This window comes from Chromohalobacter beijerinckii (assembly GCF_023061185.1).
Lineage (GTDB): Bacteria > Pseudomonadota > Gammaproteobacteria > Pseudomonadales > Halomonadaceae > Chromohalobacter > Chromohalobacter beijerinckii.
Genome location: NZ_JAKGAK010000015.1, coordinates 1 through 24,132, shown reverse-complemented (window position 1 = coordinate 24,132; position 24,132 = coordinate 1). Strand labels below are relative to the sequence as shown.

The following is a 24,132-nucleotide window of genomic DNA, read 5'->3' as shown; positions in this document are numbered from 1 at the left end:
GACGAATTCCCGGGAAGAGGCCTAAAAAAAGAAGCCCACGCATCTCGATGTCTGATGCGTGGGCCTGTTGCTTTGCCGCTTCAAGCCTTGCTGGTCTTGGCTTGCCACAGCTTGGGCAGCAGCCAGGGCAGAAGTAGCAGGGCGAGCGCGGCGATCCAGAGGCCGAGCGAGATGCCGGATTGCCACAGGATGCCCAGGTCGCCGCCGCTGATGGACAGCGCGCGCCGCAGGTTCTGCTCCATCAGCCCGCCGAGGACGTAGCCCAGGATGACGGGCGCCAGCGAGAAGCCCAGCTTGCGCAGCAGGTAGCCGAACACGCCGATGATGAGCATCAGGTAGATGGCCGCAAGATTGGAATGGAGCTGGAAAACGCCGACGAAGGCCAGAATCGCGATGCCTGGCACCAGCACCCAGCGCGGGATCGTCAGCACGCGGGCGAAGACGCCGGCCAGCGGCAGGTTGAGCGCCAGCAGTACGATATTGCCAATATACAGCGAGGCGATCAGGCCGCCAGCGACTTCCGGGCGTTCGCTGAACATCATGGGGCCGGGGGTGATGTTGTAGAGCATCAACGCGCCGAGTAGCACCGCCGTGGTGCCGGAGCCGGGAATGCCCAGCGTCAGCATGGGCACGAACGAGCCCACCGCCGAGGCGTTATTGGCCGCCTCCGGCGCCGCTAGGCCGCGCATGTTGCCCGTGCCGAATGAATTGTCCTTGTCGCTCAGGCGCTTCTCCGTGGTATAGGCGACCGCGCCGCCCACCGAGGCACCGGTGCCGGGCAATATGCCGATGATAAAACCGATCAGGCCCGAGCGTCCCATCGTCCACTTGCAGGCCAGCACTTCCTTGAGGCTGACGAAGACGCGCCCAAGAGGTGGGAGACCGTCGTTGCCGTCCTTGCGATTGGCGTGTTCCAGCATCAAAAGAATTTCGCTGATCGCGAACAAGCCGATGATCATGACGACGAAATCGATACCGTCGTAAAGCTCGGGCAGGCCGAAGGTATAGCGCAGCACGCCGGTGCTTGAATCGACGCCCACGGTGCCGATCAAGATCCCCAGCACGGCGCCGATGGCGGTCTTGACGGGATCCTTGCCCATCATCACGGACATGGAGGCGAAGGCGAACACCATCAGCGCGAAGAACTCGGCAGGACCGAACATCACCGCCACTTCCGCCAGTAGTGGCGCGAACAGTGTCAGGCCGATGATGGCGATGGTCGCGCCGACGAACGAGCTGACCGCCGACAGGCCGAGCGCCGGTCCGGCCAGACCTTTCTTGGCCAGCGGGTGGCCGTCGAGTGTGGTCATCACGGCCCCGGCATCGCCGGGCACGTTGAGCAGGATGCTCGACATGCGTCCGCCGTACTCGGCCCCCGTGTAGATGGCGGCGAGCAGGATCAACGCCGACTCGGCGGGCAGGCCGAGCGTATAGGCCAACGGCATCAGGATCGCGATCCCGTTGATCGGACCGATGCCGGGCAGCGCCCCGAAGAGCGTGCCGAGAAGCGCGCCGAGCAACGCCAAACCGAGGTTCAGCGGGCTCAGCGCGACGTCGAAGCCATGAATCAGGAAATCGAACATGAGTGGGGCTCCGTTATAGCAAGGGCTCGACCCAGTAACCACTAGGCAGCGAGATCCCCAAGGCATGCGCAAAAAGGAAATAGCTGACGACGGCCATGAGCCCGCCGGTCAGCAGTGCCTTGCCCCATGGCGCGCCAAAGATGCGAGATAGGCTCGCGACGGCCAACAGCGAGGTGATGATGAAGCCGAGCTTGGTAAAAAGCAGGGCATAGACCAGGAGCGTGGCCAGCACCAGCAGCAACTTCACGCCGAGCTGGCGACCGGGCCACGCCTCGTTGGTGCCGGGTTTCACGATCAACACGCTGGCCAGTGCCGCCAGCAGGATGGCAAGACCGAGCGGAAAGGCGCGGGGGCCTACGGGGTCGTAGCTGAAGGGCACTTCCAGTTGCATGGCCTGGACGGCGACGAACGCCGCCAGACCGATCAGGACGATGCCCAACAACCGGTCGGCGGCGAGTTTCATTGCTTCAGCCCTACTTCATTGGCCAGGGATTCGAACTGGTCGACCTGCTCCAGCACGTAGTCATTGAACTCGGGTCCGAAGCGCGACATCGGGAAGAGGCCTCGGTCCTTGCGCAGTTCGGCGAATTCCTTGGACTGGGCGAGCTGGGACATGCGATCCACCCACTTCTGGTAGGCCTCGTCGCTGACGTTGGGGCCCATGTAATAGCCGCGCCAGATGGGCCATTGCACGTCATAGCCTTGCTCCGCCGCAGTGGGGATATCGGCGTAAGGGCCGCCCATGCGTTCTTCGGACAGCGAGGCCAGCACGCGGATCTTGCCGCTTTCCAGCTGCGACTTGAGCTCGGAGAGATCGCCCGTGAAGACCTGGATGTGGTCGCCCAGCAGCGCCGCCAGGGCTTCGCCGCCGCCTTCGAAGGAGACGTACTTGAGCTTGCGCGGCGAGAGATCGGCGGCCTTGGCGGTGAGCGCGGCCTTCATCCAGTCCTGGCTGCCCACGGTGCCGCCCGCCCCGAAGGCGATATCGCCCGGGTTGGCCTTGAGGTCTTCCATCAGTTCGTCGAGCGACTGCCAGGGGGCGTCGGCGTTGACCACGATGGCGCCGTAGTCGACGCCCAGGGCGCCCAGCCAGCGTACGTCGTCGGCGTCGTACTGGCCGAACTTGCCCAGCGCCAGGTTCACGGCCGCGCCGGTGCTGGCGGCGACGATGAGGTTGGGGTCGCTGTCGCGCACGCCGTTGACGTGGTTGTAGGCCACCGCACCGATACCGCCCGGCATGTAGCTTACGGCCATGGGCTTGTCGATCATGCCGGTCTTTTCCAGGCCGTTGGCGGCCAGGCGGCAGGTGAGGTCGTAGCCGCCGCCCGGCTTGGCGGGGGCGATGCACTCGGTGGCCTCGGACTGTGCCTGGACGTTGCCGGCGGCCAGCAGGCCACCCGCCAGCGCCAGCATGCCGGCGTACGTGGAAAGCCCTTTGTTGATCTTCATGGCGAACTCCTGTTCTCTTGTTTTGCGCTGCTTTGGAATAATGCCGATGGTGGCTGATGTCATCGCCATGGATGACGGGTATCGATGCTAGGGAGGTAACCTTTCATCAACCTGTCATCTTACGTTCGCCTACATGAGACATTGGTCGTATGCGCCTGCTCGTCATCGAAGATGATCCCCTGATTGCGCGCTCGCTGGAGCAAGCGCTCACCCCGCTGGGCAACACCGTCGACGTGTTCACGCACCACGCGCAGGCGCGCGAGGCCCTGCAGAGCGGGCAGTTCGATCTGGTGCTGCTCGACCTGGGGCTGCCCGACGGCAACGGCCTGACGCTGCTGGCGGAACTGCGCCAGCGCGGCGATACCACGCCGGTGCTGATCCTGACGGCCCGCGACGGCATCGACGCGCGCGTGGAAGGGCTGGATCTCGGCGCCGACGATTACCTGGCCAAGCCGTTCTCGCTCGCCGAGCTGGAGGCCCGGGTGCGTGCCTTGCTGCGCCGCAGCCAGCAGCGCGCCGACAACCGCCTGACGTTCGGGCCGCTGGCCTTCGACGCCGCCTCGGGCGTCGCCACGCTGAACGAGCAGGTTCTCGACTTGCCGCGCCGTGAGCTGCTCTTGTTGGAAGGACTGCTGCTGCATGCTGGCAGCATCACGCCGCGCGAGACCCTGGAGAATCGTCTCTTCGGGTTTGGCGATGTCGGGCCCAACGCGTTGGAGGTGTACATCAGCCGCTTGCGCAAACGGCTCGACGGCAGTGGGTTGCGCATCCGCACGTTTCGCGGCCTCGGCTATCGGCTCGAGGAAGCGTCCTTGTGATCGAGGTGGATGGCACGCTGAAATCCCGATTGGCTTTCTGGTTGTTGGCGACCGTCAGCGCACTTGGTGTCTTGCTGCTGGTCGAAGCCTATTTCAGCTCGCAACGCGCGGCCGAGCGTGCCTATGATAGCCAGCTCGAAGCCGCCGCCTTGACCATTGCCGAGGCCATACAGTGGGAAAAGGGCCAGCCGGTGGTGGAAATTCCCTCGGCGGCGTTGCAGATCCTGGCGACGCGTCATCAGGAACGTGTGTTCTATGCCGTGCTGGACGCCGACGGCCATACGGTGTCGGGTAACTTGGATCTCGGTATTTCCCCCGATTGGCGCCGACGAGTGTCCTCACAACCGACATGGCTGAATGACTCATACCATGGGACCCAGTGGCGTCTTTATGGGCGGGAGCTCGACTCCGCCGGCTGGGAAACCCAGGACCCGGTGCAGATCTGGGTCGGCCATACAATGTCGGGGCGCGACGCCCTGACCGAGACGCTCTTCGAGCATGCGGTCACTCGTTTCGTGGTCATGGTGCTGCTGGCGGGCATCCTGATGCTGCTGGCGATGCGCGTGGCCCTCGCGCCGATGCGCCGACTGCGCCACCAGTTGCGCCAGCGCGATGCCGACGACATGCGTCCACTGGAGACCCGGGTACCCGAGGAAATGCGTGAAATGGCAGAAACCTTGGACTCTCTCTTTACGCGCCAGCGTGAAGGCCGAGAAGCGCTGTTACGTTTCACCGCCGATGCCAGCCATCAACTCAAGACGCCACTCGCGGGATTGCAGACTACGAGCGAGTTGGCCTTGAAAAGCGATAGCCCCGATGCCTGGCGTCAGGCGCTCACCGAGGTCCATGGCAGTGCGGGACGTACGAGCCGTCTAGCCAGCCAGCTATTGAGCCTGGCACGCCTACGCCATGCCGTGGAAGCAAGCGCGACATCGCGTATCGACGCGATGGCGCTGCTGCATGAAACGACTTTCGACTGGGCGCAACGTGATGTGTCGCAAGCCCATGACATCGGTTTGGCGCCTCTTCCAGCAGCACCGCAATACATCCAAGGCGAGGCATGGGCTCTGCGCGAGTTGTTAGGCAATTTGATCGACAATGCCTTGCGTTATACGCCTCCCGGTAGCGTTATTACCCTGGGCGCGGTAAGTCATGCGCAGATGTTGGAGTTATATATCGAGGATGATGGGCCTGGTGTGTCGCCCGAGACGCTAGAGCACTTGCATCGCCCCTTCGAACGCGGCGGTCGTCAGGATACCGAAGGCTCCGGTCTGGGGCTGGCCATCGTGGACTCGATCGTGCGTCGTCACGAAGCGCGGATGCAGGTCGAGTCGGCGGAGAAGGGCGGGCTGAGAGTCCGTCTGTTGTTTCCTTATCTCACCCGACACGAGGAGAGGTGATGTCGATTCGCCGTGTGGCGCTCGTCTGGCTTTTGGGAGCCATGGCGCCGAGCCTCGCCTGGGCCGACAATCCGCTCATCGTCGAGGCCGCGCTCGACCGGGAGGTCGCGGCCCCCTTGCTGGACGCCTTCGAGGCGGCCCATCCGCACATCCAGTTGACCTTTCGCGATCGCTCGACACTCGAAGTCGATGCCCGTGTCGCCGATGCGGACGACCCGCCCGATGTCGTCATCAGTTCCGCCATGCCCTGGCAGATGTCGCGCGTCAATGAAGGCTATGCCCAGCGTCTCGACTCACCGGCGGCACAGGCGTGGCCGGAGTGGGCCAAGTGGCGCGACGAAGTGTTCGGTTTCACCTTCGAGCCCATCGTGATGGCGTATCGGTTGGATCTATCGCGCCATATGATGCCGCCGAAGACCCATGCCGACATGCATACGCTACTCACGCAGCACCGCGAGACGCTTCGCGACAAGGTGACGACCTATTCGCCGTCACGCAGTGGCGTCGGCTACTCGCTCTTTCAGCAGGACGCACGCTATACAACCCGGTTCTGGGACCTGGTGACCGCGATGGGAGCGGCCGACACCAACCTCGAGGCCAACACCCGGTCCATGCTCGAGGGCCTCAGCGAAGGGCGCTACTGGCTCGGCTACAATCTGCTGGGCTCGTACGCCATGGTGTGGGCGCAATCGCATCCCGAGGTCATCGTACAAGTGCCGCAGGATTATTCGCTGGTGATGATGCGCATGGCGTTCATTCATCGCGACGCCCCGCACCCCGCGGCAGCCCGGGCGTTTCTCGACTTTCTGCTGGGTCGCGAAGGGCAGCGTGTCATCGCTGGCGAGACACCGCTTTTCAGCGTGCGCTCGGATGTCGTGGGCCCCTATACCGCCCAGCGGCTGCGCGACCAGGTCGGAGAGCGCTTGTACCCGATTCCGCTGAACGCCTCGCTGCTCGCGTTCGTCGACCCCTCGCGGCGCACGGCGTTCATGGACCGCTGGCAGCGGGAATTCCGTCGCCTGTCGCAACCCGCACCGGCCCAGGGCGCGGCCATCACCGAACCGCGCATTGACAAATCTCCTAAACGTTGAGAGGACGGGGATAGGGGTTTATAATGGCGGATTAATCTTCCCCGCACCCGCTTCCCCACAGGTGTCGCAACATGCTACGTATAGCGCAAGAAGCTCTTACGTTCGATGATGTTTTACTCGTCCCCGGCTATTCCGACGTCCTGCCCAAAGACGTCAGCCTTAGATCCCGCCTGACTCGCGACCTTTACCTCAACATCCCGCTGCTTTCTTCCGCGATGGATACCGTGACCGAAGCCCGCCTGGCGATTGCCATGGCGCAGGAAGGCGGCATCGGGATCATTCACAAGAGCATGAGCATCGCCGCGCAGGCGACGGAAGTGCGCAAGGTGAAGAAGCACGAGAGCGTGATCGTCAAGGACCCGGTAACCGTCAGCCCCAAGGCGAAGCTGGCCGACCTGCTCGAGATGGCCAACGAGTACGGCTACTCTGGGTTTCCGGTGGTCGAGGGCGACACCCTGATGGGCATCGTTACCGGGCGCGACATGCGCTTCCGCCCCGACAAGGGAGACAGCGTCGCGGAAATCATGACCCCGCGCGAGAAGCTGGTCACCGTGCCCGAAGGCACCTCGCTGGACATCATCAAGACCAAGCTGCAGGAACACCGCATTGAGAAGATCCTGGTGGTCGACGATCAGTTCCGCCTGCGTGGCTTGGTGACCGTGCGTGATATCGAGAAGGCGCGCACCTACCCGCACGCCGCTAAGGACGGCGACGGCCGCTTGCTCGCCGGCGCCGCCGTGGGCACCGGGGCGGAAACGCCGGATCGCATCGCCGCGCTGGCCGAGGCCGGGGTGGACGTGGTCGTGGTGGATACCGCGCATGGCCATTCCCAGGGCGTCATCGAGCGCATACGCTGGGTCAAGGAGCATTATCCGCAGGTGCAGGTGATCGGCGGCAACATCGCCACGGCCGCCGCCGCCAAGGCGCTGGCCGAGGCCGGTGCTGATGGCGTCAAGGTCGGCATCGGCCCCGGCTCCATCTGCACCACGCGTATCGTCGCTGGGGTCGGCGTGCCGCAGATCTCCGCCGTCTCCGATGTGGCTGACGCGCTCAAGCCGTTCGATATCCCGCTCGTTGCCGATGGCGGCATCCGCTTCTCCGGCGACCTGGCCAAGGCCATCGCCGCCGGCGCCAGCACGGTGATGATCGGCGGGCTGCTGGCCGGCACCGAGGAAGCACCGGGCGAGATCGAGCTCTACCAGGGCCGGACCTACAAGGCCTATCGCGGCATGGGCTCCATGGGCGCCATGTCTCAGACCCAGGGCTCGTCCGACCGTTATTTCCAGGACAAGAGCGCCGGCGTCGAGAAGCTGGTGCCGGAAGGCATCGAAGGCCGCGTGCCCTACAAGGGTGTGATGAGCGCCATCGTTCATCAGCTGATGGGCGGGCTGCGCGCCTCCATGGGCTACACCGGCTGCCACGATATCGACGAGATGCGCACCAAGCCGGAGTTCGTGAAGATCACCGGCGCGGGCTTCGCCGAATCCCACGTGCATGACGTGCAGATCACGAAAGAGGCCCCCAACTACCGGGCGGGCTAACTCAAGCTTGATGCCGGAAGCTTGAAGCTGGAAGTGGCTACGCCGCTTCCAGCTTTCGCATTTTCGGCCCTTGTTGCTTCTCAAAGGAACGCCAGATGACCGACATTCACGCCCACAAGATCCTGATTCTCGACTTCGGCTCCCAGTACACCCAGCTCATCGCGCGCCGCGTGCGCGAGATCGGCGTCTACTCCGAAGTGCGCGCCTTCGACATCAGCGAGGAAGAGATCCGCGAGTACCAGCCCAACGGCATCATCCTCGCCGGCGGGCCGGAATCCGTCACCGAGCTGGCCTCGCCGCGCGCTCCGCAGTGCGTGTTCGAGATGGGCCTGCCGGTGCTGGGGATCTGCTACGGCATGCAGACCATGGCCGAGCAGCTGGGCGGCAAGGTCGAGGGCTCGCAGAAACAGGAATTCGGCTATGCGCAGGTGCGCATCGACGCCGACAACGCCCTGCTCACGGACATCAAGGACCATGTCGACCATGACACCGGGCGCGCGCTGCTCGACGTCTGGATGAGCCATGGCGACAAGGTCGCCCAGGTGCCGGAGACCTTCACCGTCACCGCCTCCACACCGAGCTGCCCGATCGCCGCCATGGCGTGGGAAGACAAGCAGTTCTACGGCGTGCAGTTCCACCCCGAGGTGACTCACACCCAGCAGGGCCAGCGCATCCTCGAGCACTTCGTGCTGGGTATCTGCCAGGCCGAGCGCCTGTGGACCCCGGCCCAGATCATCGACGACCTCTGCGTGCGCGTGCGCGAGCAGGTCGGCGACCGCCACGTGCTGCTGGGCCTCTCCGGCGGGGTGGATTCCTCCGTCGTTGCCGCGCTGCTGCACAAGGCCATCGGCGATCAGCTCACCTGCGTGTTCGTCGACAACGGCCTGCTGCGCAAGAATGAAGGCGACCAGGTGATGGAAACCTTCGCCAGCCACATGGGCGTGCGGGTGCTGCGTGTCGACGCCGAAGACGAGTTCCTCACCAAACTGGAAGGCGAGGGCGACCCCGAAGCCAAGCGCAAGATCATCGGCAACACCTTCATCGACGTGTTCGACCGTGAAGCCGCCAAGATCGACGGTGTGGACTTTCTCGCCCAGGGCACCATCTACCCGGACGTGATCGAATCCGCCGCCAGCAAGACCGGCAAGGCGCATGTCATCAAGTCGCACCACAACGTCGGCGGCCTGCCCGAGACCATGAAGCTCAAGCTGGTCGAACCGCTGCGCGAGCTGTTCAAGGACGAAGTGCGCAAGCTCGGCCTTGAACTCGGCCTGCCGTACGACATGGTCTACCGTCACCCCTTCCCGGGACCGGGCCTCGGCGTGCGCATCCTAGGCGAAGTGAAGAAAGAATACGCCGACATCCTGCGTGAAGCCGACGCCATCTTCATCGAAGAACTGCACAACTTCGACTGGTACCACAAGACCAGCCAGGCCTTCGCCGTCTTCCTCCCGGTGAAATCCGTCGGCGTCGTCGGCGACGGCCGCCGTTACGAATGGGTCATCGCCCTGCGCGCCGTCGAAACCATCGACTTCATGACCGCAAGATGGGCCCACCTGCCGTATGAGCTGCTGGAGAAAGTTTCCAACCGCATCATAAACGAGATCAGTGGCGTCTCCCGCGTCACGTACGATGTGAGCAGCAAGCCGCCCGCGACGATCGAGTGGGAGTGAGGTTTAGCTGTCGCAACTGCAGTAACTAAGACCCGCTACCGCGCGGGTTTTTATAGACTTAACCATATGTGTATGTTATTTATTGTTAGTTTTCTCGATGTGTTTTAAGCTTTATTGAGGCGTTATGAATAGCAATGTTAGTAGTGCTTGCTCAGGATCAATAGCGCCTTTTCTGAAGTGGGCGGGGGGGAAACGTTGGCTAGTGCACAAGCATGGGAATCTTTTTCCAGATTTTTCAGGTAGGTATATAGAGCCATTCTTGGGAAGTGGAGCGGTTTTTTTTCACCTCAAGCCAGAAGATGCGGTGATTTCAGATTCCAATTCGTGGCTGATCGACACATATGTTGCATTAAGAGATGACTGGCAGTCTGTTTTTGAGTTGCTGAAAAAGCATCAGCATAAGCATTCAAAAAATTACTATTATGAAATGAGAGCGTTTTCCCTTGAAGACAAGATCGAAAGGGCGGCGCAGTTTATCTATCTAAATAGAACATGTTGGAATGGGCTCTTTAGAGTTAATCTTAGTGGGAAGTTTAATGTTCCCATTGGGACTAAGAGTAATGTTCTACTAGAAGATGGGTTTCTAGAGATATCCGAGATTTTGTCGAATGCAAATATTTTAAATGTAGATTTTGAGAAGGTTGTAGATTTGGCTGTTGAGGGAGACTTTTTGTTTGTAGATCCCCCGTATACAGTTAAGCATAACTTGAATGGCTTTGTTAAATATAATGAGAAAATATTTTCATGGGATGATCAGGAAAGGTTGTTTTATTCACTGAGGCGTGCCAAAGAAAGGGGGGTTAAGATAATGTTGACAAACGCTAATCATTCCTCAATATTGTCCTTATATGAAGGGTTTTTTGATATACAAGAAATTGAGAGAGCAAGCGTTATTTCAGCTAATAAGGACTTCCGGTCAAGGACGACCGAGTTGCTCATTAGCTGATAGAGCATGTTTTAGAGATGAGGTAAATAGGTATGCTGCTCGAAGGTTTTTTTGCATATTTTTTATTTGTTGCGTTTGCTGTTTGGAATCTGAGAGATTATAGTCCAACTCTTAAAACTTATGGGCTGTCGATGGCTGAATTTCTTGTTACTTACATAGTGGGTAACTTGCCTTTCTTGATTCTTGCATTTGATCTTTCTTTGCAGAAAGAATCAGTGGGTTTGGTTGGTTTTTTAGCGGAGGAAGGTCGTCCAGGTGAGATATTTATATACATATCTGCTTTCTTGGCTCCGGTGATATACACTTTTCTCGCATGGTATAAAGATGCAAATATGGTTTGGCACTCTCTTTATTTTATTCTTATTTTTGCATGTTTGATGGTAGGGCTTCATCTTTTCCTCAGGTACCGAAGTCTTCAGTTTTTTGAAAATGATTTTGCGGATATGGTCTCCCTGTCTTTATATGTGGTGTCTCTTTCCTTATGGTATTTTTCAATCGTATATTACCGATCGCTGCAAGAACAAAATTTTTCTAAGGCAAAAAGTAATGATGTTTTGGAAAAGGTTAAGAGGGAGGAGTATTGATCATGAGTGATATTAGTGAAGTAAAAGTTTCTGCAATTAAGGTCAGGCAGCCTGTAGGGGATTTTTACCAAGCAGTTATTCCATGGGGCCTCCTTTCTGAAATTTCTTATGCTGATGTTAGAGCAATTGAAGAGGGTAATGAAAGAAAACTTGATCGTTATATGGGGATTCAGAGAAAGATTGATAAAAAGAGAATAAAAGATATAGTCAAATACGTTGAAAATGTTGATGCTACATTTCCGACTTCAATTGTCATTGCAATTGATGAGGATAATATAGAGTGGTTCGAGGATGAACGGGTTTTAAGAATATTTGATGGTGCTGGTAATGGGCTAGAGTCGGTGGCAAAAATTTTGGATGGTCAGCATCGAGTTGAGGGGATTAAAAATTTTTCGCGTGAAGTTTTTGATCTTCCAGTGACAATATTTGTTGGTGCTGATATGCCTACGCAAGCAAATATTTTTGCCACTGTAAATTTGGCGCAAACAAAAGTAAATAGAAGTCTTGTTTATGATCTCTTTGAGTACGAAACTTCCAGAAGTCCCCAGAAGTCATGTCATGAAATAGCTGTGGCGTTGGATTCGTATGAAGATAGTCCTTTCTTCAAAAGAATAAAAAGGCTTGGGACTGCGACCCCTGGTAGAAGCAAAGAGCTTCTAACGCAGGCGGTTATTGTTGAGTCAATTATTGATTTTATTGCGGATGACCCTTGGGAAGATAGGAATCAATTCCTGAAAAGAATGTTTGCGAATAATTATTCGCAAACAAAGCTTAAGGAGAAGTATATATTTAGGCCTTTCTGGATCGCCGAAGAAGATCATAAGATTGTGGCTATTATAATAAATTATTTTAGGGCTGTAGAGAGGAAATGGCCGGAGTCTTGGTCTGATTTTGACAAAAAAGGTAATGTTCTTCCTAAGTCCAATGGTGTAAAGGCCTTGATGCGCTTTCTTAGGAAAGCATATAAAGAGGTTGTTCCATATTACATGAGTGACTTGAGGATTCCTGGTGTTGAAGAGTTTTTTAATATCTTCGATAAGGTTGAGATGGTCGATTCTGATTTTAATATTGAGACATTTCCTCCGGGCACAAGTGGGGAGGCTAAGCTTTTCAATATCCTTGACTCAACTCTAAAAGATCAAGTTGATCTTTTTTGATGGCTTATTTTTAAAATAGGTAAGAGGGAGCTCTTAATTCATCTTCCTGATAAAATAGAAGGTGCCGGAAGTAGGCACCTGTTTTTGAAGTTGCGATTGAGAAGGTCGGTGGAAATGAAAACGACTTTTTTGAGGCTCTGTATGCCCCTTGGTTGCTGCAACCCTGGGTATGCTCGGGGTGCCACGTAGTCCAGAGACTGATGTGCCGTTCTTCGTTGTAATACCGGATCCAGCGATTGATCACGACCCTGGCTTGGCCCAACGATTCGAAACGGTGAAGTCAGATGCACTCCTCCTTCAAAGAGCGGAAGAAGCGTTCCACGAGCCCGTTCTGTTCCGGTGTATACGGTGTCGTGAACGCCTGCGTGAGGCCATAGGCCTTCACCCCGTGCCCGTGTCGTGGCGACTGCTAAAGACGAGCCCGTTATCAGAGCGAAGTGCTAGCAGTTGCTGAACGCGCCCCAGTGCCCCCAGTCGATAAATCAGTGCTTCTTCCAGGGCAGCCAGCCTCCGCTGTCTTGCTGCTGCCATTGTCCGATAACCGCCAACCGAGGATCTCACGCGTGCAGCAGTCGATGATGACCGCCAGGCTGGCACGCCGATCCTTCCCGCACCACGCGTGAGTAAGATCCGTGGCCGAGCGTTCATCTGGCCTTGAGGTGATCGATGGCAAGCTTTGAACTGAGCCACAATTGTTGGACGGTTCAAACAGACGGGCTCTTCGTTGTATCGAGTCCTGTACGAGCTACGCGTGGAACAGCCTGCCATATCCTTCAATGTTCACTTTGGCACTAATGGAACGCAGGGCGTCCCAGAGTATGACTTGGTTACCGGTAAGCATTGATATACCGAGGGTCTTTTCTACGGCATCGATGATGCCCACTGAGCGTTGGCCGTTGCCACCGACAAAGACGGCGTCTGCATCCGATTCGTTGACTATCCTTGCGATCCAGTCATATAGGCTTTGCGGGGTGATGTACTTCTGACCACTGGGTAGCCCACATGGGGCATGGTGCACCACTCGGAACCCCGCTTCCTCGAAGTAACGTGCCCCCAGTCTATCCAGGTTGGCGTCGAACCACGGTGGGTTGACGATCGCTAGCCTCTTGGTCCCCAGTTTGGCCAAAGCTCGCTCTGCGGATAGGCAAGTCGAGACAAGCGGAAGTTCGCGAGCCCGGGGACGCAGCCGCTCGATAAGGGCACGTTCACCGTCTGGCCCGTGCTTGTAGGCTGAGCTGGTGAAAGCCAGGCCCACCACATCCAGCGGCGACGCGGCCAGACTTTCTACTGCTTCATCGACATATGGCGGCTCAGCAAACGAGGCCACTGGAGCATGCGGGATTTTTTCATCCATTTCACCGCCAGCTCGCATGGCTGAGAAATACAGGCGGCTGCCATGGATGGTGATGTCATCGGTGGCCATCGCCTGAAGTTCGGCTTCCGGCCCAACATCGGCATGCGGAACCACAGTGCCAATGCGGATCGCACGGTTCCATCCATCGGGGCGGAACAGGGCGGCAGGATTGTTACCGGCCTGGGCCGGATTCATCGGGATATTCACAGGGAGCTCCTTTTTCTTCTCCAAAGGTTGAACGGTTCTAGGGCTTGAGTGGTGGCGTGCTTGTGTACCTTCATGGGCCACTGGTCGGGGAAATGTGCCAACAGTTGGTACGAACCTCGGTAATCGAAGCCCGCTTCGGCGGCACTGTCCCGATCGACTGCATAGATCACCTCGTCGATATCTGCGAAGAGTGCGTTCAGGTAGCACATGGCGCAGGGCTCTCCTGATGCCAAGAGCGTTTTTCCCCGCAATTGGCTGGTGCCGACGTTACGACACGCGTCTCTGATTGCCTCTACCTCCGCATGCGCGGTCGGGTCGTGATGTTCAAGAACGCGGTTTACGCCACGCCCCAGAACCGTTCCGGAGGCATCAACGACAAAGGCCGTGAAGGGTATGCCGCCACTACGGACATGCTCAGTGGAGTAGGCAACAACATCATCCATGAGCTGCGAGAAGCGATCAGTTGGGCTAGTGGACATCAATGTCTCCGATGGAGTGGTTCTGAAAGGGCAAGCGGATGACGGCGGCTTGCCCCTCCGGGCGTGATTGCGCATCTTTCAAGATGCTGTGAGGCCTGATTCGTCGGCTTGCAGCTTCTCGCTACTGGCCAGTTTCAGCCAGATGACGCCCGCGATGATGACTGCCAGCCAAAAGGCCTGGCCCAGCGTGAGGGATTGTTCGAACAGCACGCTGCCGAACACAGCCGAACCTACCGCGCCGATGCCCGCCCATACGGCGTAGCCAATCCCCACATCGATCGTCTTCAGGGCAACACTGAGCGCGTACAGCGTGAGCAGGAAGAACACGATCGCCGAGATCGACCAGCTCAGAACAGTGAAGGCCTCGCTACCGGCGACACTCAGGGCATAAACGATTTCGAAGGCGCCGGCGAGCAGTAGCGCGATCCATGCACGCCCGTTGTTAGCTTGGTTTGACGTTGTATTAGTCATGTCGATTTCCTTTGGTCTAGTGCTGATGTCTTCGGTACCGCTACTGCGGTAACTGCTTGATTAATCTTTATGCTGCGCCACTTAGCCGAAGCCCGATGACACCGCCAATGACCATGGCAATGCCCGAGAGCTTTCTCAGGTTGAGCCGTTCCTGGAAGAACACCGCACCCAGGATGACGATTCCGACCCCGGCAACGGAGGTCCAGATGGAGTAGCCCACGCCGACGTCGAACTCGAGAAGCGCGAGGCTGAGGAAGAAGGTGGCAATGGCCCCGCTCACAAGCGTTGCGATCGTCCACCATAGGCGGGTGAATCCCTGTGCGTTTCCTGCTGAGAAGGCGACGGCGATTTCAAAAAGAACGGCGACGCCGAGGTATAGCCAGCTGATCATGATGTTTACTCCTACGGTTGTTGAACATTCTATTTGAACGTTGGGTTTGGCCCCGTTGTCGTGGGCCTAGCGTGCGGCGTTGTGTGCGGCCTTGGCATCAGGCTGGTGCTGCTCGTGATCGGTCTCGGTCGTGACCTGGTCGAGGGCCCGGCGTAGTTCTACTGGTGACGGCACGCCACGGAACACCTGCTTGCCCACCACAATGGTGGGTACGGACGTGATGACCATGTCCTCCCGGGCATGACGCAGGGCCTCGCGGTGACGCTCCCGGTACGTACCCTTGGCCAGTACGTTCAGTACGGACTCGCGCTCGAGGCCCACCTCGGCTCCCAAATCGGCCAGAATCTCCGGGTTGCCGATATCCATTTCTTCCTGGAAGAACGCTTTCAGCGCTGCCATCGAAAATGTGTGGCCAAGCCCTTGCTCATCCGCCATCGCGAAAACTTCGAAGGCCTTGTCGGTGCGTGGCTGGGGTGAAATAGCTGGCAGTTTGATCGGAACGCCGAGACGCTCGGCCATTGGGTAAACCGATTGTTTCCAGACCTGTGGCAAATACGGGTCTTCAACGCGCAGGGTGGGCACCGGCTCGGGCCGCAGCTCGTAGGGACGCCAATTGATCTCTACGTCCTGTCCCTGGATCACGTCCTCGACAATATGCTCCGCCAGTAGGCAATAAGGGCAGACGTAATCGGTGTAGATGATGATTTGCTGGGTCATACTCTCACCTATGGTTGTGCATACAAATACTGAACATTAAAGAGCTGCTTTAGAGGACTTGGCTTGCGGAACCCTTCCCACCGGCGTGACCATGTTCGGGTGATAGGTATTCACTAGCTCGATCAGCTCGGCATAGCGTGGGTTGGTGAATACCACCGGGTCATCGAGGTAATTCATCGCTGCACCACCGCTGAAAGGCTGGTGAATTGCGCTGCTGTAACCGTCGAATTCCAATGGCTCAATGCCATACAGCTTGCAAAGCAGCTTGTTGAATACTGGTGAGACCTGCAGCCAAGCGTCGCCCACCTTGACCTCGTTGTACCAATGCAGGAAGACATCACCGCCTACCAAGTCCTGCAGTTCCGGTGTGGCAATGTGATTGGTTACGCGGCTTGCAACCAGACGACATGGCAAGCCTTGCGATCGGCAAGCCGCAGCGTAGAGCAACGCTTTATGCAGACAGAAACCGCGACGGTCGTTGACGATCTTGCTGGCGCGTAGCCCCGTGTTGCTGATGTCGGTATTGAATACCTCGTAGGCAATCTTGTCGCGCACGGCGTAGTAGAGCTTCACAGCCGTGTCGCGTTCGTCTAAAGGCTCGTCACCCAGGGCCGCGCTCACGAAGTTCTGCACATCGTCATGCATGAAATCGAGCAACTCGCTATGGGTGCGCTCGATATCCACCTGGTGCACGATGCGAGTTTCCGGGCGAACAACTTCTTGATCCGTGCTAACCCCGGTCGGCTTTGTCTTACTTTGACTGACCCCGATCATGGCCGCGATGCGTCCGCGCTGGATCTCGTTCGTGCCTGAGTAGATTGGGCCTGCCAGGGCGTTGCAAACTTCGGTACCTAGGCCGTTCGAGGCAATGTAGCCGTACCCCCCATGGATATGCAGGGCATCGACGGAGGTAGCCAGGGCATTTTCGCTGACGAAGACCTTGGCGATCGCAACATCGGTCGTTACGTCCTTGTTGGCGATCATGCGCTCGGCGACGTAATACAACCATTGCCGACTTAACTCATAACGGATCTTCATGTCGGCGGTCTTATTGGCGACGGACTGGAACGCACCGATGGATGAGCCAAACTGGCGCCGGGAGTTGGCGTAGCGCACGCAACGCTGCAAACGTCGCTGCATCTCTCCCACGCTGATAATGAATGAGTAGAGGATCTCCCGTTGCATCACGTGGCTGAGCACGAAGAACCCAGCGCCGCGGCGGCCGACCATGTTTTCCTTCGGTATCCGGCAATTGTCTAGCGTAAGCTCACACAGCGGCGAGGTGCTTAAGCCGACCTTTTCCATGGTGGGGCCGAGATGTACCCCAGAGGAGCGAGTGTCTACCAGAAATGCGGAGACGCAATCAGCAGTGGCCGCCTGACTGGTCTTGGCATAGACCACGATCACATCGGCCACCGAGCCGTTAGTCACGAAGGCCTTATGCCCGTTGATGATAAAGTCATCACCATCCTCGAGGGCGGTGGTGGTCATGCTCAGCGCATCGGACCCTGCATTGGGCTCGCTGATGGCGTGGGCGCCAATCAATTGACCTGCGACCAGCTCCTCCATATACCGGGCCTTCAGTTCGGGACTTCCGAACTTGTCGAGGGCAGTGATCGTGCTGGCCAAGTGTGTAGCGACAGAGAACGTTAGGCCGGAATCCTTGCAGACCTCGCCCAATCGCTCAAGCGCGGTCATCGTTGACAAGATGGCGTCACGCTTGGACTCGGCATTGGCGGCACGCCGGAAGACTCCGGTACTGGACACCGCCAGCCATTTTTCCCGGGGAAATTCGCTCCCGGTGGGGTATTCCGCATCCAGGGCACGTGCAATGGCATCGATCGAAGCACGGGCCTGTTTGGCGATCTGTTTGTCCTGGGGGTGCATGTTTCTTCCTTACAATGGCAGCTTGAAAGTCGGACCCGGCTCAGTATTGAGAGAACCCGTCGGCACTCAACTGGTGGCGCTCTTTACCGGTGAGCGGTGGGTTAAACACGCTAACCAGATGCATATCTTCGCCATCATCGGCCTTCAGGACGTGTGGGTCGTGCTTATCCAGGACATAGATGGAGCCCGGCTCGAGGATATGCTCTTCGCTACCATTGGCTGAGAGCACGCAGCCTCGACCGGAAATGCAGTAGCATGCCTCGAGATGACGGCGGTACTGCAGGCGCGACTCCGATCCTGCGTTGACGACGGTATGCGCCACGGTGAAGCCCATGCCGTCCTTCTCGGTTAGCATGCGATGGCTGGTGCCGTTGCCCCACTGGATACCGGCGATGTCGTTGCGCTTGCGTGAAAACATGAGTCTCTTCCTTGTGTGATCAGTGCTGTGGTGGTGTTACTGCAAGTTTCGTTGCTGAAGCTCGTGTCTCAGGCGACCCCGGAGACCGTATGGCGCTCGATAAAGGCGTTGACCTTCTCCACCGAACTGAAATCCTCAGGGGCGATCTCCATGTCAGCGATCGGAATGTCATACTCCTCGCCAATCCAGGCGATCAGGCGCACCAGGGAAAGGCTGTCGGTAACGCCGGTAGTCAGCAGGTCGACATCGGTAGGCAACGCGGCCGGATCCACATCTGGGGCGAGTTCCTCACAGATGTACGTTTTGATGTTCTGTTCATGAATCATGCGGGTTCACTCTCTTTGGGCTGGATGGATAGAGCGATGGTTTTTCGATCCGGTTTGCCGGTCGAGGTCGTAGGTAACGGGCTTTCATGCAGATGGAAGCGGCGTGGAACGGAGGTTTGTGGCAAATACTGGGCACAGAACAACCGCATGGCCATGCCATCCAGTTTTTGGCTCTGAGTGAGTTCGATTACTGCATGCAGGACGACACCGGCCAGCTCGTCATTCACTGGGATTACAACGGCATTCTTGACGATAGGCATCTTGGCCAAGACTTGCTCGATGTCCTGTAGGTTGGTACGCACGCCACGGACCTTGACAATGCAGTCTTTGCGGCCGAGAAGGGTCAATTGGCCCTGTTCGTCGCGTGCGACCCGATCACCAGTCCGGTAATAAATGCGATAACCGTCCGGCTCACGGTAAAAGACGCTGGCCGTCAAACTGGGATCGGTATAGCCATGAGCGAGAAACGGTGTGGAGGTATGCAGTTCGCCTTCGCCGGCACCGGCTAGTTCAATTCCTTCCTCGGTTACGATGCGATAGTGGACGCCTGAGATTGGGCCACCTAGTGGTAACCGCTCGTGTTGTACGATCGCTAGGGCATCGCCGGAATAGACGAAGCTGTCGTTGGTTTCGGTACATCCATAGATGTTATGGAATGTTGCCTGAGGGAAAGCAGTGGCGACGCGTTTACACAGGCCTTTGGGCATGGTGTCACCGGTGAACACGACATGCCGTACGCTATCCATGCTCAGCATGTAAGAGTCATCTTCCGGACAGAGCAGGTTATAAAACATTGGTACGGCTTGAAGAAGATCGGGGCGCTGTTCACGGACCAAGCCGTGAAGGTAGTCGGCCTGGGTTGCTCGAGCGGTATCGACCAAGATCACCGTGGCGCCCTGTAGCAGGGGTGCCCAAATTTCGAGCAGACTCAGGTCGAAATTAAGCGGGGCGTAGCTGAGGACTCGGCTGCCACGGGTCAACTGGAAATACTCGGCACCCCAGCCGACGAAGGCGTTTATCCCCTCGGTAGTGAGTTCGACTACTTTGGGAGTGCCCGTGGAGCCAGATGTGGTCAGCATGAGTGGGGAGGTTGTGGTTGTATAGGCGCTAGGAATCGAATTGACTTGCAGTACAGTCGGCACTTCGAAAGAAACCTCAGGCCTGCCCAGAGCACTGTCCGCAGCCAGCTCACAATATACGCCAGCGGTAGCATACATCGTGGGTTTGACCGAGGTGCCCAATCCGGGCGAAACCACCAACGGCGTGTGGCCCTGCTTGCCCAGCGCCAGCATCAGCGCAATGGTGTCTACGGTTTTGTATGCGGTGATTGCTACAACAACACCATCAGGCAAGGCGATCTTGGCCAGAACCGACTCATATTGTGAGACTCGAGCCCATAGCTGCTCGTAGCTCCAAGCGGCCGCATCCGTGAGAAAGGCGATGTCATTGGGATAATGAGTAGCACTGTCCGCAAGCGAGGTGAGTAGTAGAGACAATTTCATGTGCGTGCCCCGTGGAATTGTAAGCTGATGGCACATGTATTTGTATGTGCAAGTATTATTAAGGTAGGGCAGGGGTGTGTCGCTGTCAATATGCTTGCGCATGCAAATACATGGAGTTTTGTAAATCAGCTACCTTTCAAAGCATGGTGGTATGAATAAACATTAACCATATCTAATTGAAAAATATCGCGTATCTGCGCTATGTGGTGCCGGGCGACAAGGCTGTGGTAGAAGAAAAATTCAGCTATTACGCACGTGGAGTGTGGTAAATCGCTTACAAGTACAGAGCCTCAGACTGGCCGGAAGGCTGGAATTCAGATAGTGTATGCATGTACAAGTAATTGCGTAATTGGATAGCGACAACTTTGACAGCTTAGGATGAGAACAGAGATGCCACCGAAATCGGTAGTTTGGCAGCAGGTGAGAAATGTTTTCGAGTCGGTCGAAAATCAGGTGGCGAAGGCACTGCAACGTGAGCATGGACTCGGCCTGACCGAGTATCGCGCCCTGCAATTGTTATCTACGGCGCCGGACTCAGAGCTTCGCATGCAAGAGTTGGCCAACCGCCTAGGGCTGAACCAGAGTTCCGTTACGCGCTTGGTTGAACGTATGGAACGCAACCAGTATACGATCCGTGACATGTGTCCTAATGATAAGCGAGGGGTCTATACCGTAATCACTAGTCGAGGAAGGCAAATTCAAGAAGAAGCTGGCAAGGACTACGATGCTTTTCTTGAGGCCGCTCTTGACGAAGCCGGCAGTCAGCCAGCAAATAGCGACATCGTCGCTTGTCTGCGCCAAATGATCCAAAAGACAGCGGCGTAGCCCAGTGAAGCCTGAATGCCTCGGCCTCAATGTGCGTGAGCCTCTGCCAGTAAGTCGCTGAATGGTGACCGTTTCGTTGATGAAATCCAGCGGACCATCAGGCCTCTTCTCTGAAGCCGGGCGCGTCGGTTATCACGTACCATGCACGCCAGCCAACGCTCGCCTCCCGGCGATGGCGACTTCGATCTGCTGGCGCGGAAAATCCGCGTGGTGCATGGCAAGCGCGTTGAGGTCTACGGCGTGCCCAAGCTCACCGCCAATTCCCTTATCAACGCCGCGAGTCCGATCGAGGGTGATTTGCTGTTCGATTGAGGCATCGGGCGGTTTGGAGTCGAGGCAACCCCTAGACGCTACGTTGCTGCCCACTATGCTGACCGACAACCTCGAACCCCAATGGTAGCACCAAGCGTCGCTCGGTCGGCGGCGCTCAGTACCACGGAGTGTGGCGAGTTCACGAATCGGGGCAGGCCATGCCGCGTGCATGGGCTGGCTGACACAGCCATGCCTGCTCGCCCATGACCGATAGCGCCATGAGGCCGGCGACGATGGATAGCATATCGACAGGCATCTGCAGCGCGAGGGCGAGCCCACTGAGCGAGGTGCCGACGGCGCCCATAGCACGATTGATCCAGGTGGTGATCACCAACTGCCTGAGTAATGAGCATTTAAAGTTTCATCTCATAGCCTTGTGGGTAATAAAATACCCATTATCTTGCTATCTCATGCAGACCGCACCATAGTGAGTACTTTAATACTCACAAGACGCCTAATGAGTCTTTAAATACCTAATCTGACGAGATGGCAATGAAACGGCCGCGCAGCTACTCCCGTGTCACCAAGCAGACACTCTCGATCCTCGGCAAGCTGATCAAGGCTGGCCGTTTGGAGCGGGAGCTCACCGCTGCCGAACTGTCTGAACGCGCAGGCATCTCGCGTAAGACCCTCCGCAACATCGAAAATGGCGAAGCCGGCACCGAGATCGGCATCGTCTTCGAGGTCGCCACACTCGTTGGCGTGCGGTTGTTCGATGTCGATGACCGGGCAGGTGCGATGCATAACGCCCATCTCGAGGAAAAACTGACGCTGCTGCCGAAGCGGGTTCGCCCGAGCAGGCAGGAGGTCGATGATGACTTCTAGACTGGCGCAGCCACGAGAGGCCTATGTCTGGATCTGGTTGCCGGGAGAGACACAACCCGTGGTGGCCGGTCGCGTCACGCAGCACGGCGATAGCTACAGCTTCAACTATGGCGCCAGCTACCTGGCACGCGATGGTGCGATTCCGATCTATGGCCCCGAACTGCCACTGCGCCGCGGCTTAATCGAACCGACCGCTGGCCTGTCGATGGCCAGTTGCCTGCGTGACGCCTCGCCCGATGCCTGGGGGCGCCGGGTGATCATCAATCGTATGATGGGGGGCAAGACTGGTGGTGCCGCAGCTGACGACATCTCCGAACTCACCTATTGGCTCGAATCGGGGTCGGACCGGATCGGTGCCCTCGACTTCCAGCATTCCGCCACGGAATACGTGCCTCGCCTCAAGGCCGAGGCGTCTTATGAAGAGTTGCTGGAAGCGGCTGAACGGATCGAGAAGGGTGTCCCGCTGACGCCAGCCCTCGACCAGGCGTTGAACCATGGCACTTCGATCGGCGGCGCCCGCCCGAAGGCCCTGATCGACCATGGCGATCGCAAAATGATCGCCAAGTTCTCGTCGAGCACGGATATTTACAGCGTCGTGAAGGCGGAATTTATCGCCATGAAGCTGGCGGCTGCATGTGAGCTCGATGTCGCCCCGGTCTCGATGACCGCGGCGGCCGGCAAGGATGTGCTGCTCATCGACCGCTTTGATCGCATCAAGTCAGGGGCTGGCTGGCAGCGCAAAGCGATGGTGTCAGCGCTGACGATGCTCGGCCTTGACGAAATGATGGTGCGCTATGCGTCTTACGAAGACCTTGCCGAAGTCATCCGTCACCGCTTCACCGACCCGAAGCCAACGCTGCGAGAGCTCTACGCTCGGATCGTCTTCAATATCCTGTGCGGCAACACGGACGATCATGCCCGCAACCATGCCGCGTTCTGGGACGGCAGGATGCTCTCGTTGACCCCGGCCTATGACATCTGCCCGCAGGGGCGAGCGGGCAACGAGGCGACGCAGGCGATGCTGATCAAGGGCGAAAACCGTATGAGTACGCTGCACAGCTGTCTCGCGGCCGCCCCGGACTTCCTGCTCAATGACGAACAGGCCCAGGCCATCATCGAGAACCAACTCGTCACGATCGCCAGTGAATGGGGCGGGGTCTGCGAGCAAGCCAAACTGACCGAGACCGACCGCAGGCTTTTCGCCGGCCGTCAGTTTTTGAACAGCTACTGCGTCGAAGGCCTCGGCGTCGCGCATAGCTCGATACGGGATGGCTTTGCGGCCGCACGCGCGCAGTTGCTCGGCTAACAAGGCGGCACGGGTCAAGCCCGCCGGCCCGCGCGTCGCGACCAGCGCCATCTCGGCGAGATTGAGTGGTCTATGCCGTACAGGAGACGGATCCTCAGGCCGAGGCTTTCGCGCACTGGGTGACTGGCGAAGTAGGGGGCTAGACTATGTCAGTCTTCGTGTTCCTCTCGTAGACCCGGTGAGCGCAGCGGACTCCGGGTGAATCCGCATATCTCAATTCGGTGGCCCTAAACCCCATTGACGATCTCTAGCCAGCATGAAACGATGTGTCCCGTTGGTTAGCAAGTCGCATATGTCAGTTGTACTCGAATCGTTCGGTAGTCTGGTTATATCCCCTTGTTTTATCCACTTCATCTGGGGTAGTACCCGGCAATCGTAGTAAAAGCGCTTTCGCGCTAAGGAATTCGAAAATGGCAACTGGTACAGTTAAGTGGTTTAACGACGCAAAAGGTTTTGGCTTCATTTCTCCCGCCGAAGGTGGTGACGATCTGTTCGTCCATTTCTCCGAAATTCAAGCTGAAGGCTTTAAATCCCTGCAGGATGGTCAACAAGTCTCGTTTGACGTGACTCAGGGCAAGAAAGGCCTTCAGGCTTCAAACGTAAAGGCTGACTAACTCTGGGTTAGCCCGCGCTGTCGAGCCGCAAGGCTTCGAGCACCAAAGCCCGCTTCGGCGGGCTTTGGTGTTTCTGCGTGCCAGAAACGCGAGATTTCGCCTGACGTTGAGTTTCCAGCATCGCTATTCACTACCTGCCTCACCAACTCCCACCGCACATGATGAACGTTCTTTCCTGACGCCAGGCCCCTGCTGATACTGGCTAGCGCCATTACTCAAGTGCCTTGGGCTTTTTTGAATGACTGGGTGCCATCGG

At 57.6% G+C, this 24,132-nt stretch carries 26 protein-coding genes and 1 pseudogene; 13 read left to right on the top strand and 14 right to left on the bottom strand.

Features of this window, described 5'->3' with window-relative positions:
* Nucleotides 1-80: 80 nt before the first annotated feature.
* Genes L1075_RS11685 through L1075_RS11675 form a run of 3 tightly spaced genes read right to left on the bottom strand, consistent with a single transcriptional unit; the run spans nucleotide 81 to nucleotide 3,032 of the window.
* Complete coding sequence (locus tag L1075_RS11685; protein WP_040239756.1) at nucleotides 81-1,583, bottom strand: tripartite tricarboxylate transporter permease; 1,503 nt, start codon at nucleotides 1,581-1,583, stop codon at nucleotides 81-83.
* A gap of 13 nt (nucleotides 1,584-1,596) precedes the next feature.
* The gene (locus L1075_RS11680) at nucleotides 1,597-2,046 is read right to left on the bottom strand and encodes a tripartite tricarboxylate transporter TctB family protein (protein ID WP_246893910.1); all 450 of its coding nucleotides are present in this window, start codon (nucleotides 2,044-2,046) and stop codon (nucleotides 1,597-1,599) included.
* On the bottom strand, nucleotides 2,043-3,032 hold the full coding sequence (locus L1075_RS11675; RefSeq protein WP_246893909.1) for a Bug family tripartite tricarboxylate transporter substrate binding protein: 990 nt from the start codon (nucleotides 3,030-3,032) through the stop codon (nucleotides 2,043-2,045). The genes L1075_RS11680 and L1075_RS11675 overlap by 4 nt, the downstream gene beginning before the upstream one ends.
* A 149-nt stretch (nucleotides 3,033-3,181) precedes the next feature.
* On the opposite strand from L1075_RS11675, the gene L1075_RS11670 reads away from it, so the two are divergent.
* The 8 genes from L1075_RS11670 (at nucleotide 3,182) to L1075_RS11635 (ending at nucleotide 12,242) form a co-directional block, all read left to right on the top strand.
* Nucleotides 3,182-3,850: a response regulator gene (locus L1075_RS11670; RefSeq protein ID WP_246941964.1), complete on the top strand. Its 669-nt coding sequence runs from the start codon at nucleotides 3,182-3,184 to the stop codon at nucleotides 3,848-3,850.
* Nucleotides 3,847-5,250, top strand: coding sequence for a sensor histidine kinase (locus tag L1075_RS11665; RefSeq protein WP_246941962.1), 1,404 nt, complete (start codon nucleotides 3,847-3,849; stop codon nucleotides 5,248-5,250). The genes L1075_RS11670 and L1075_RS11665 overlap by 4 nt, the downstream gene beginning before the upstream one ends.
* Nucleotides 5,250-6,341, top strand: coding sequence for an ABC transporter substrate-binding protein (locus L1075_RS11660; RefSeq protein ID WP_178998612.1), 1,092 nt, complete (start codon nucleotides 5,250-5,252; stop codon nucleotides 6,339-6,341). The genes L1075_RS11665 and L1075_RS11660 overlap by 1 nt, the downstream gene beginning before the upstream one ends.
* Before the next feature lie 71 nt (nucleotides 6,342-6,412).
* On the top strand, nucleotides 6,413-7,882 hold the full coding sequence (guaB, locus tag L1075_RS11655) for an IMP dehydrogenase (RefSeq protein ID WP_246941960.1): 1,470 nt from the start codon (nucleotides 6,413-6,415) through the stop codon (nucleotides 7,880-7,882).
* Nucleotides 7,883-7,977: 95 nt separating this feature from the next.
* Nucleotides 7,978-9,555, top strand: coding sequence for a glutamine-hydrolyzing GMP synthase (gene guaA, locus L1075_RS11650; protein ID WP_246941958.1), 1,578 nt, complete (start codon nucleotides 7,978-7,980; stop codon nucleotides 9,553-9,555).
* A 124-nt stretch (nucleotides 9,556-9,679) separates the two neighbouring features.
* Nucleotides 9,680-10,501 (top strand): DNA adenine methylase, encoded by an 822-nt coding sequence (locus L1075_RS11645; protein ID WP_246941956.1) that lies wholly within the window; start codon nucleotides 9,680-9,682, stop codon nucleotides 10,499-10,501.
* A gap of 32 nt (nucleotides 10,502-10,533) precedes the next feature.
* Complete coding sequence (locus L1075_RS11640; protein ID WP_246941954.1) at nucleotides 10,534-11,085, top strand: hypothetical protein; 552 nt, start codon at nucleotides 10,534-10,536, stop codon at nucleotides 11,083-11,085.
* Nucleotides 11,086-11,087: 2 nt separating this feature from the next.
* Nucleotides 11,088-12,242: a DGQHR domain-containing protein gene (locus L1075_RS11635; RefSeq protein ID WP_246941952.1), complete on the top strand. Its 1,155-nt coding sequence runs from the start codon at nucleotides 11,088-11,090 to the stop codon at nucleotides 12,240-12,242.
* A gap of 280 nt (nucleotides 12,243-12,522) precedes the next feature.
* Here the strand turns inward: L1075_RS11635 and L1075_RS15870 are convergent, their stop codons facing one another.
* The 10 genes from L1075_RS15870 to L1075_RS11590 all read right to left on the bottom strand — a co-directional run bounded on the left by L1075_RS15870 (nucleotide 12,523) and on the right by L1075_RS11590 (nucleotide 19,994).
* On the bottom strand, nucleotides 12,523-12,627 hold the full coding sequence (locus L1075_RS15870) for an integrase core domain-containing protein (protein WP_378111292.1): 105 nt from the start codon (nucleotides 12,625-12,627) through the stop codon (nucleotides 12,523-12,525).
* Nucleotides 12,628-12,987: 360 nt separating this feature from the next.
* Entirely contained in the window at nucleotides 12,988-13,803 is an 816-nt protein-coding gene (locus tag L1075_RS11630) for a maleate cis-trans isomerase family protein (RefSeq protein ID WP_246941950.1), read from the bottom strand.
* The gene (locus L1075_RS11625; RefSeq protein WP_246941948.1) at nucleotides 13,800-14,282 is read right to left on the bottom strand and encodes a nucleoside deaminase; all 483 of its coding nucleotides are present in this window, start codon (nucleotides 14,280-14,282) and stop codon (nucleotides 13,800-13,802) included. The genes L1075_RS11630 and L1075_RS11625 overlap by 4 nt, the downstream gene beginning before the upstream one ends.
* Nucleotides 14,283-14,360: 78 nt before the next feature.
* The gene (locus tag L1075_RS11620; protein ID WP_246941946.1) at nucleotides 14,361-14,753 is read right to left on the bottom strand and encodes a DMT family transporter; all 393 of its coding nucleotides are present in this window, start codon (nucleotides 14,751-14,753) and stop codon (nucleotides 14,361-14,363) included.
* A 67-nt stretch (nucleotides 14,754-14,820) separates the two neighbouring features.
* Entirely contained in the window at nucleotides 14,821-15,144 is a 324-nt protein-coding gene (locus L1075_RS11615) for a DMT family transporter (protein ID WP_246941944.1), read from the bottom strand.
* 66 nt (nucleotides 15,145-15,210) lie between these two features.
* Nucleotides 15,211-15,861, bottom strand: a complete 651-nt coding sequence (locus tag L1075_RS11610) for a DsbA family oxidoreductase (RefSeq protein ID WP_246941942.1) — start codon at nucleotides 15,859-15,861, stop codon at nucleotides 15,211-15,213.
* Between the two features lie 36 nt (nucleotides 15,862-15,897).
* Nucleotides 15,898-17,748 (bottom strand): acyl-CoA dehydrogenase family protein, encoded by a 1,851-nt coding sequence (locus L1075_RS11605; RefSeq protein WP_246941940.1) that lies wholly within the window; start codon nucleotides 17,746-17,748, stop codon nucleotides 15,898-15,900.
* Between the two features lie 40 nt (nucleotides 17,749-17,788).
* On the bottom strand, nucleotides 17,789-18,166 hold the full coding sequence (locus L1075_RS11600; protein WP_246941938.1) for an ectoine synthase: 378 nt from the start codon (nucleotides 18,164-18,166) through the stop codon (nucleotides 17,789-17,791).
* A 68-nt stretch (nucleotides 18,167-18,234) separates the two neighbouring features.
* Nucleotides 18,235-18,492, bottom strand: coding sequence for an acyl carrier protein (locus L1075_RS11595; protein ID WP_246941936.1), 258 nt, complete (start codon nucleotides 18,490-18,492; stop codon nucleotides 18,235-18,237).
* Nucleotides 18,489-19,994: an AMP-binding protein gene (locus L1075_RS11590; protein WP_246941934.1), complete on the bottom strand. Its 1,506-nt coding sequence runs from the start codon at nucleotides 19,992-19,994 to the stop codon at nucleotides 18,489-18,491. The genes L1075_RS11595 and L1075_RS11590 overlap by 4 nt, the downstream gene beginning before the upstream one ends.
* A 390-nt stretch (nucleotides 19,995-20,384) precedes the next feature.
* Between L1075_RS11590 and L1075_RS11585 the strand changes: the two genes are divergently transcribed.
* Both L1075_RS11585 and L1075_RS11580 read left to right on the top strand, forming a co-directional pair.
* A complete protein-coding gene (locus tag L1075_RS11585; protein WP_246941932.1) occupies nucleotides 20,385-20,819 on the top strand; it encodes a MarR family winged helix-turn-helix transcriptional regulator in 435 nt (144 codons plus the stop codon).
* Nucleotides 20,820-20,987: 168 nt separating this feature from the next.
* Nucleotides 20,988-21,131 (top strand): annotated as a pseudogene (locus L1075_RS11580) (NYN domain-containing protein); the annotation flags it as partial.
* A gap of 139 nt (nucleotides 21,132-21,270) precedes the next feature.
* Here L1075_RS11580 and L1075_RS11575 read toward each other — a convergent pair.
* The gene (locus L1075_RS11575) at nucleotides 21,271-21,462 is read right to left on the bottom strand and encodes a hypothetical protein (protein ID WP_246941930.1); all 192 of its coding nucleotides are present in this window, start codon (nucleotides 21,460-21,462) and stop codon (nucleotides 21,271-21,273) included.
* A gap of 161 nt (nucleotides 21,463-21,623) precedes the next feature.
* Here L1075_RS11575 and L1075_RS11570 point away from each other — a divergent pair, with 161 nt between their 5' ends.
* The 3 genes from L1075_RS11570 to L1075_RS11560 all read left to right on the top strand — a co-directional run bounded on the left by L1075_RS11570 (nucleotide 21,624) and on the right by L1075_RS11560 (nucleotide 23,876).
* Nucleotides 21,624-21,956, top strand: coding sequence for a helix-turn-helix transcriptional regulator (locus L1075_RS11570; RefSeq protein ID WP_246926002.1), 333 nt, complete (start codon nucleotides 21,624-21,626; stop codon nucleotides 21,954-21,956).
* Between the two features lie 58 nt (nucleotides 21,957-22,014).
* On the top strand, nucleotides 22,015-23,262 hold the full coding sequence (locus L1075_RS11565) for a type II toxin-antitoxin system HipA family toxin (RefSeq protein WP_246941928.1): 1,248 nt from the start codon (nucleotides 22,015-22,017) through the stop codon (nucleotides 23,260-23,262).
* Between the two features lie 410 nt (nucleotides 23,263-23,672).
* Nucleotides 23,673-23,876, top strand: coding sequence for a cold-shock protein (locus L1075_RS11560; protein WP_040239198.1), 204 nt, complete (start codon nucleotides 23,673-23,675; stop codon nucleotides 23,874-23,876).
* Nucleotides 23,877-24,132: the final 256 nt, after the last annotated feature.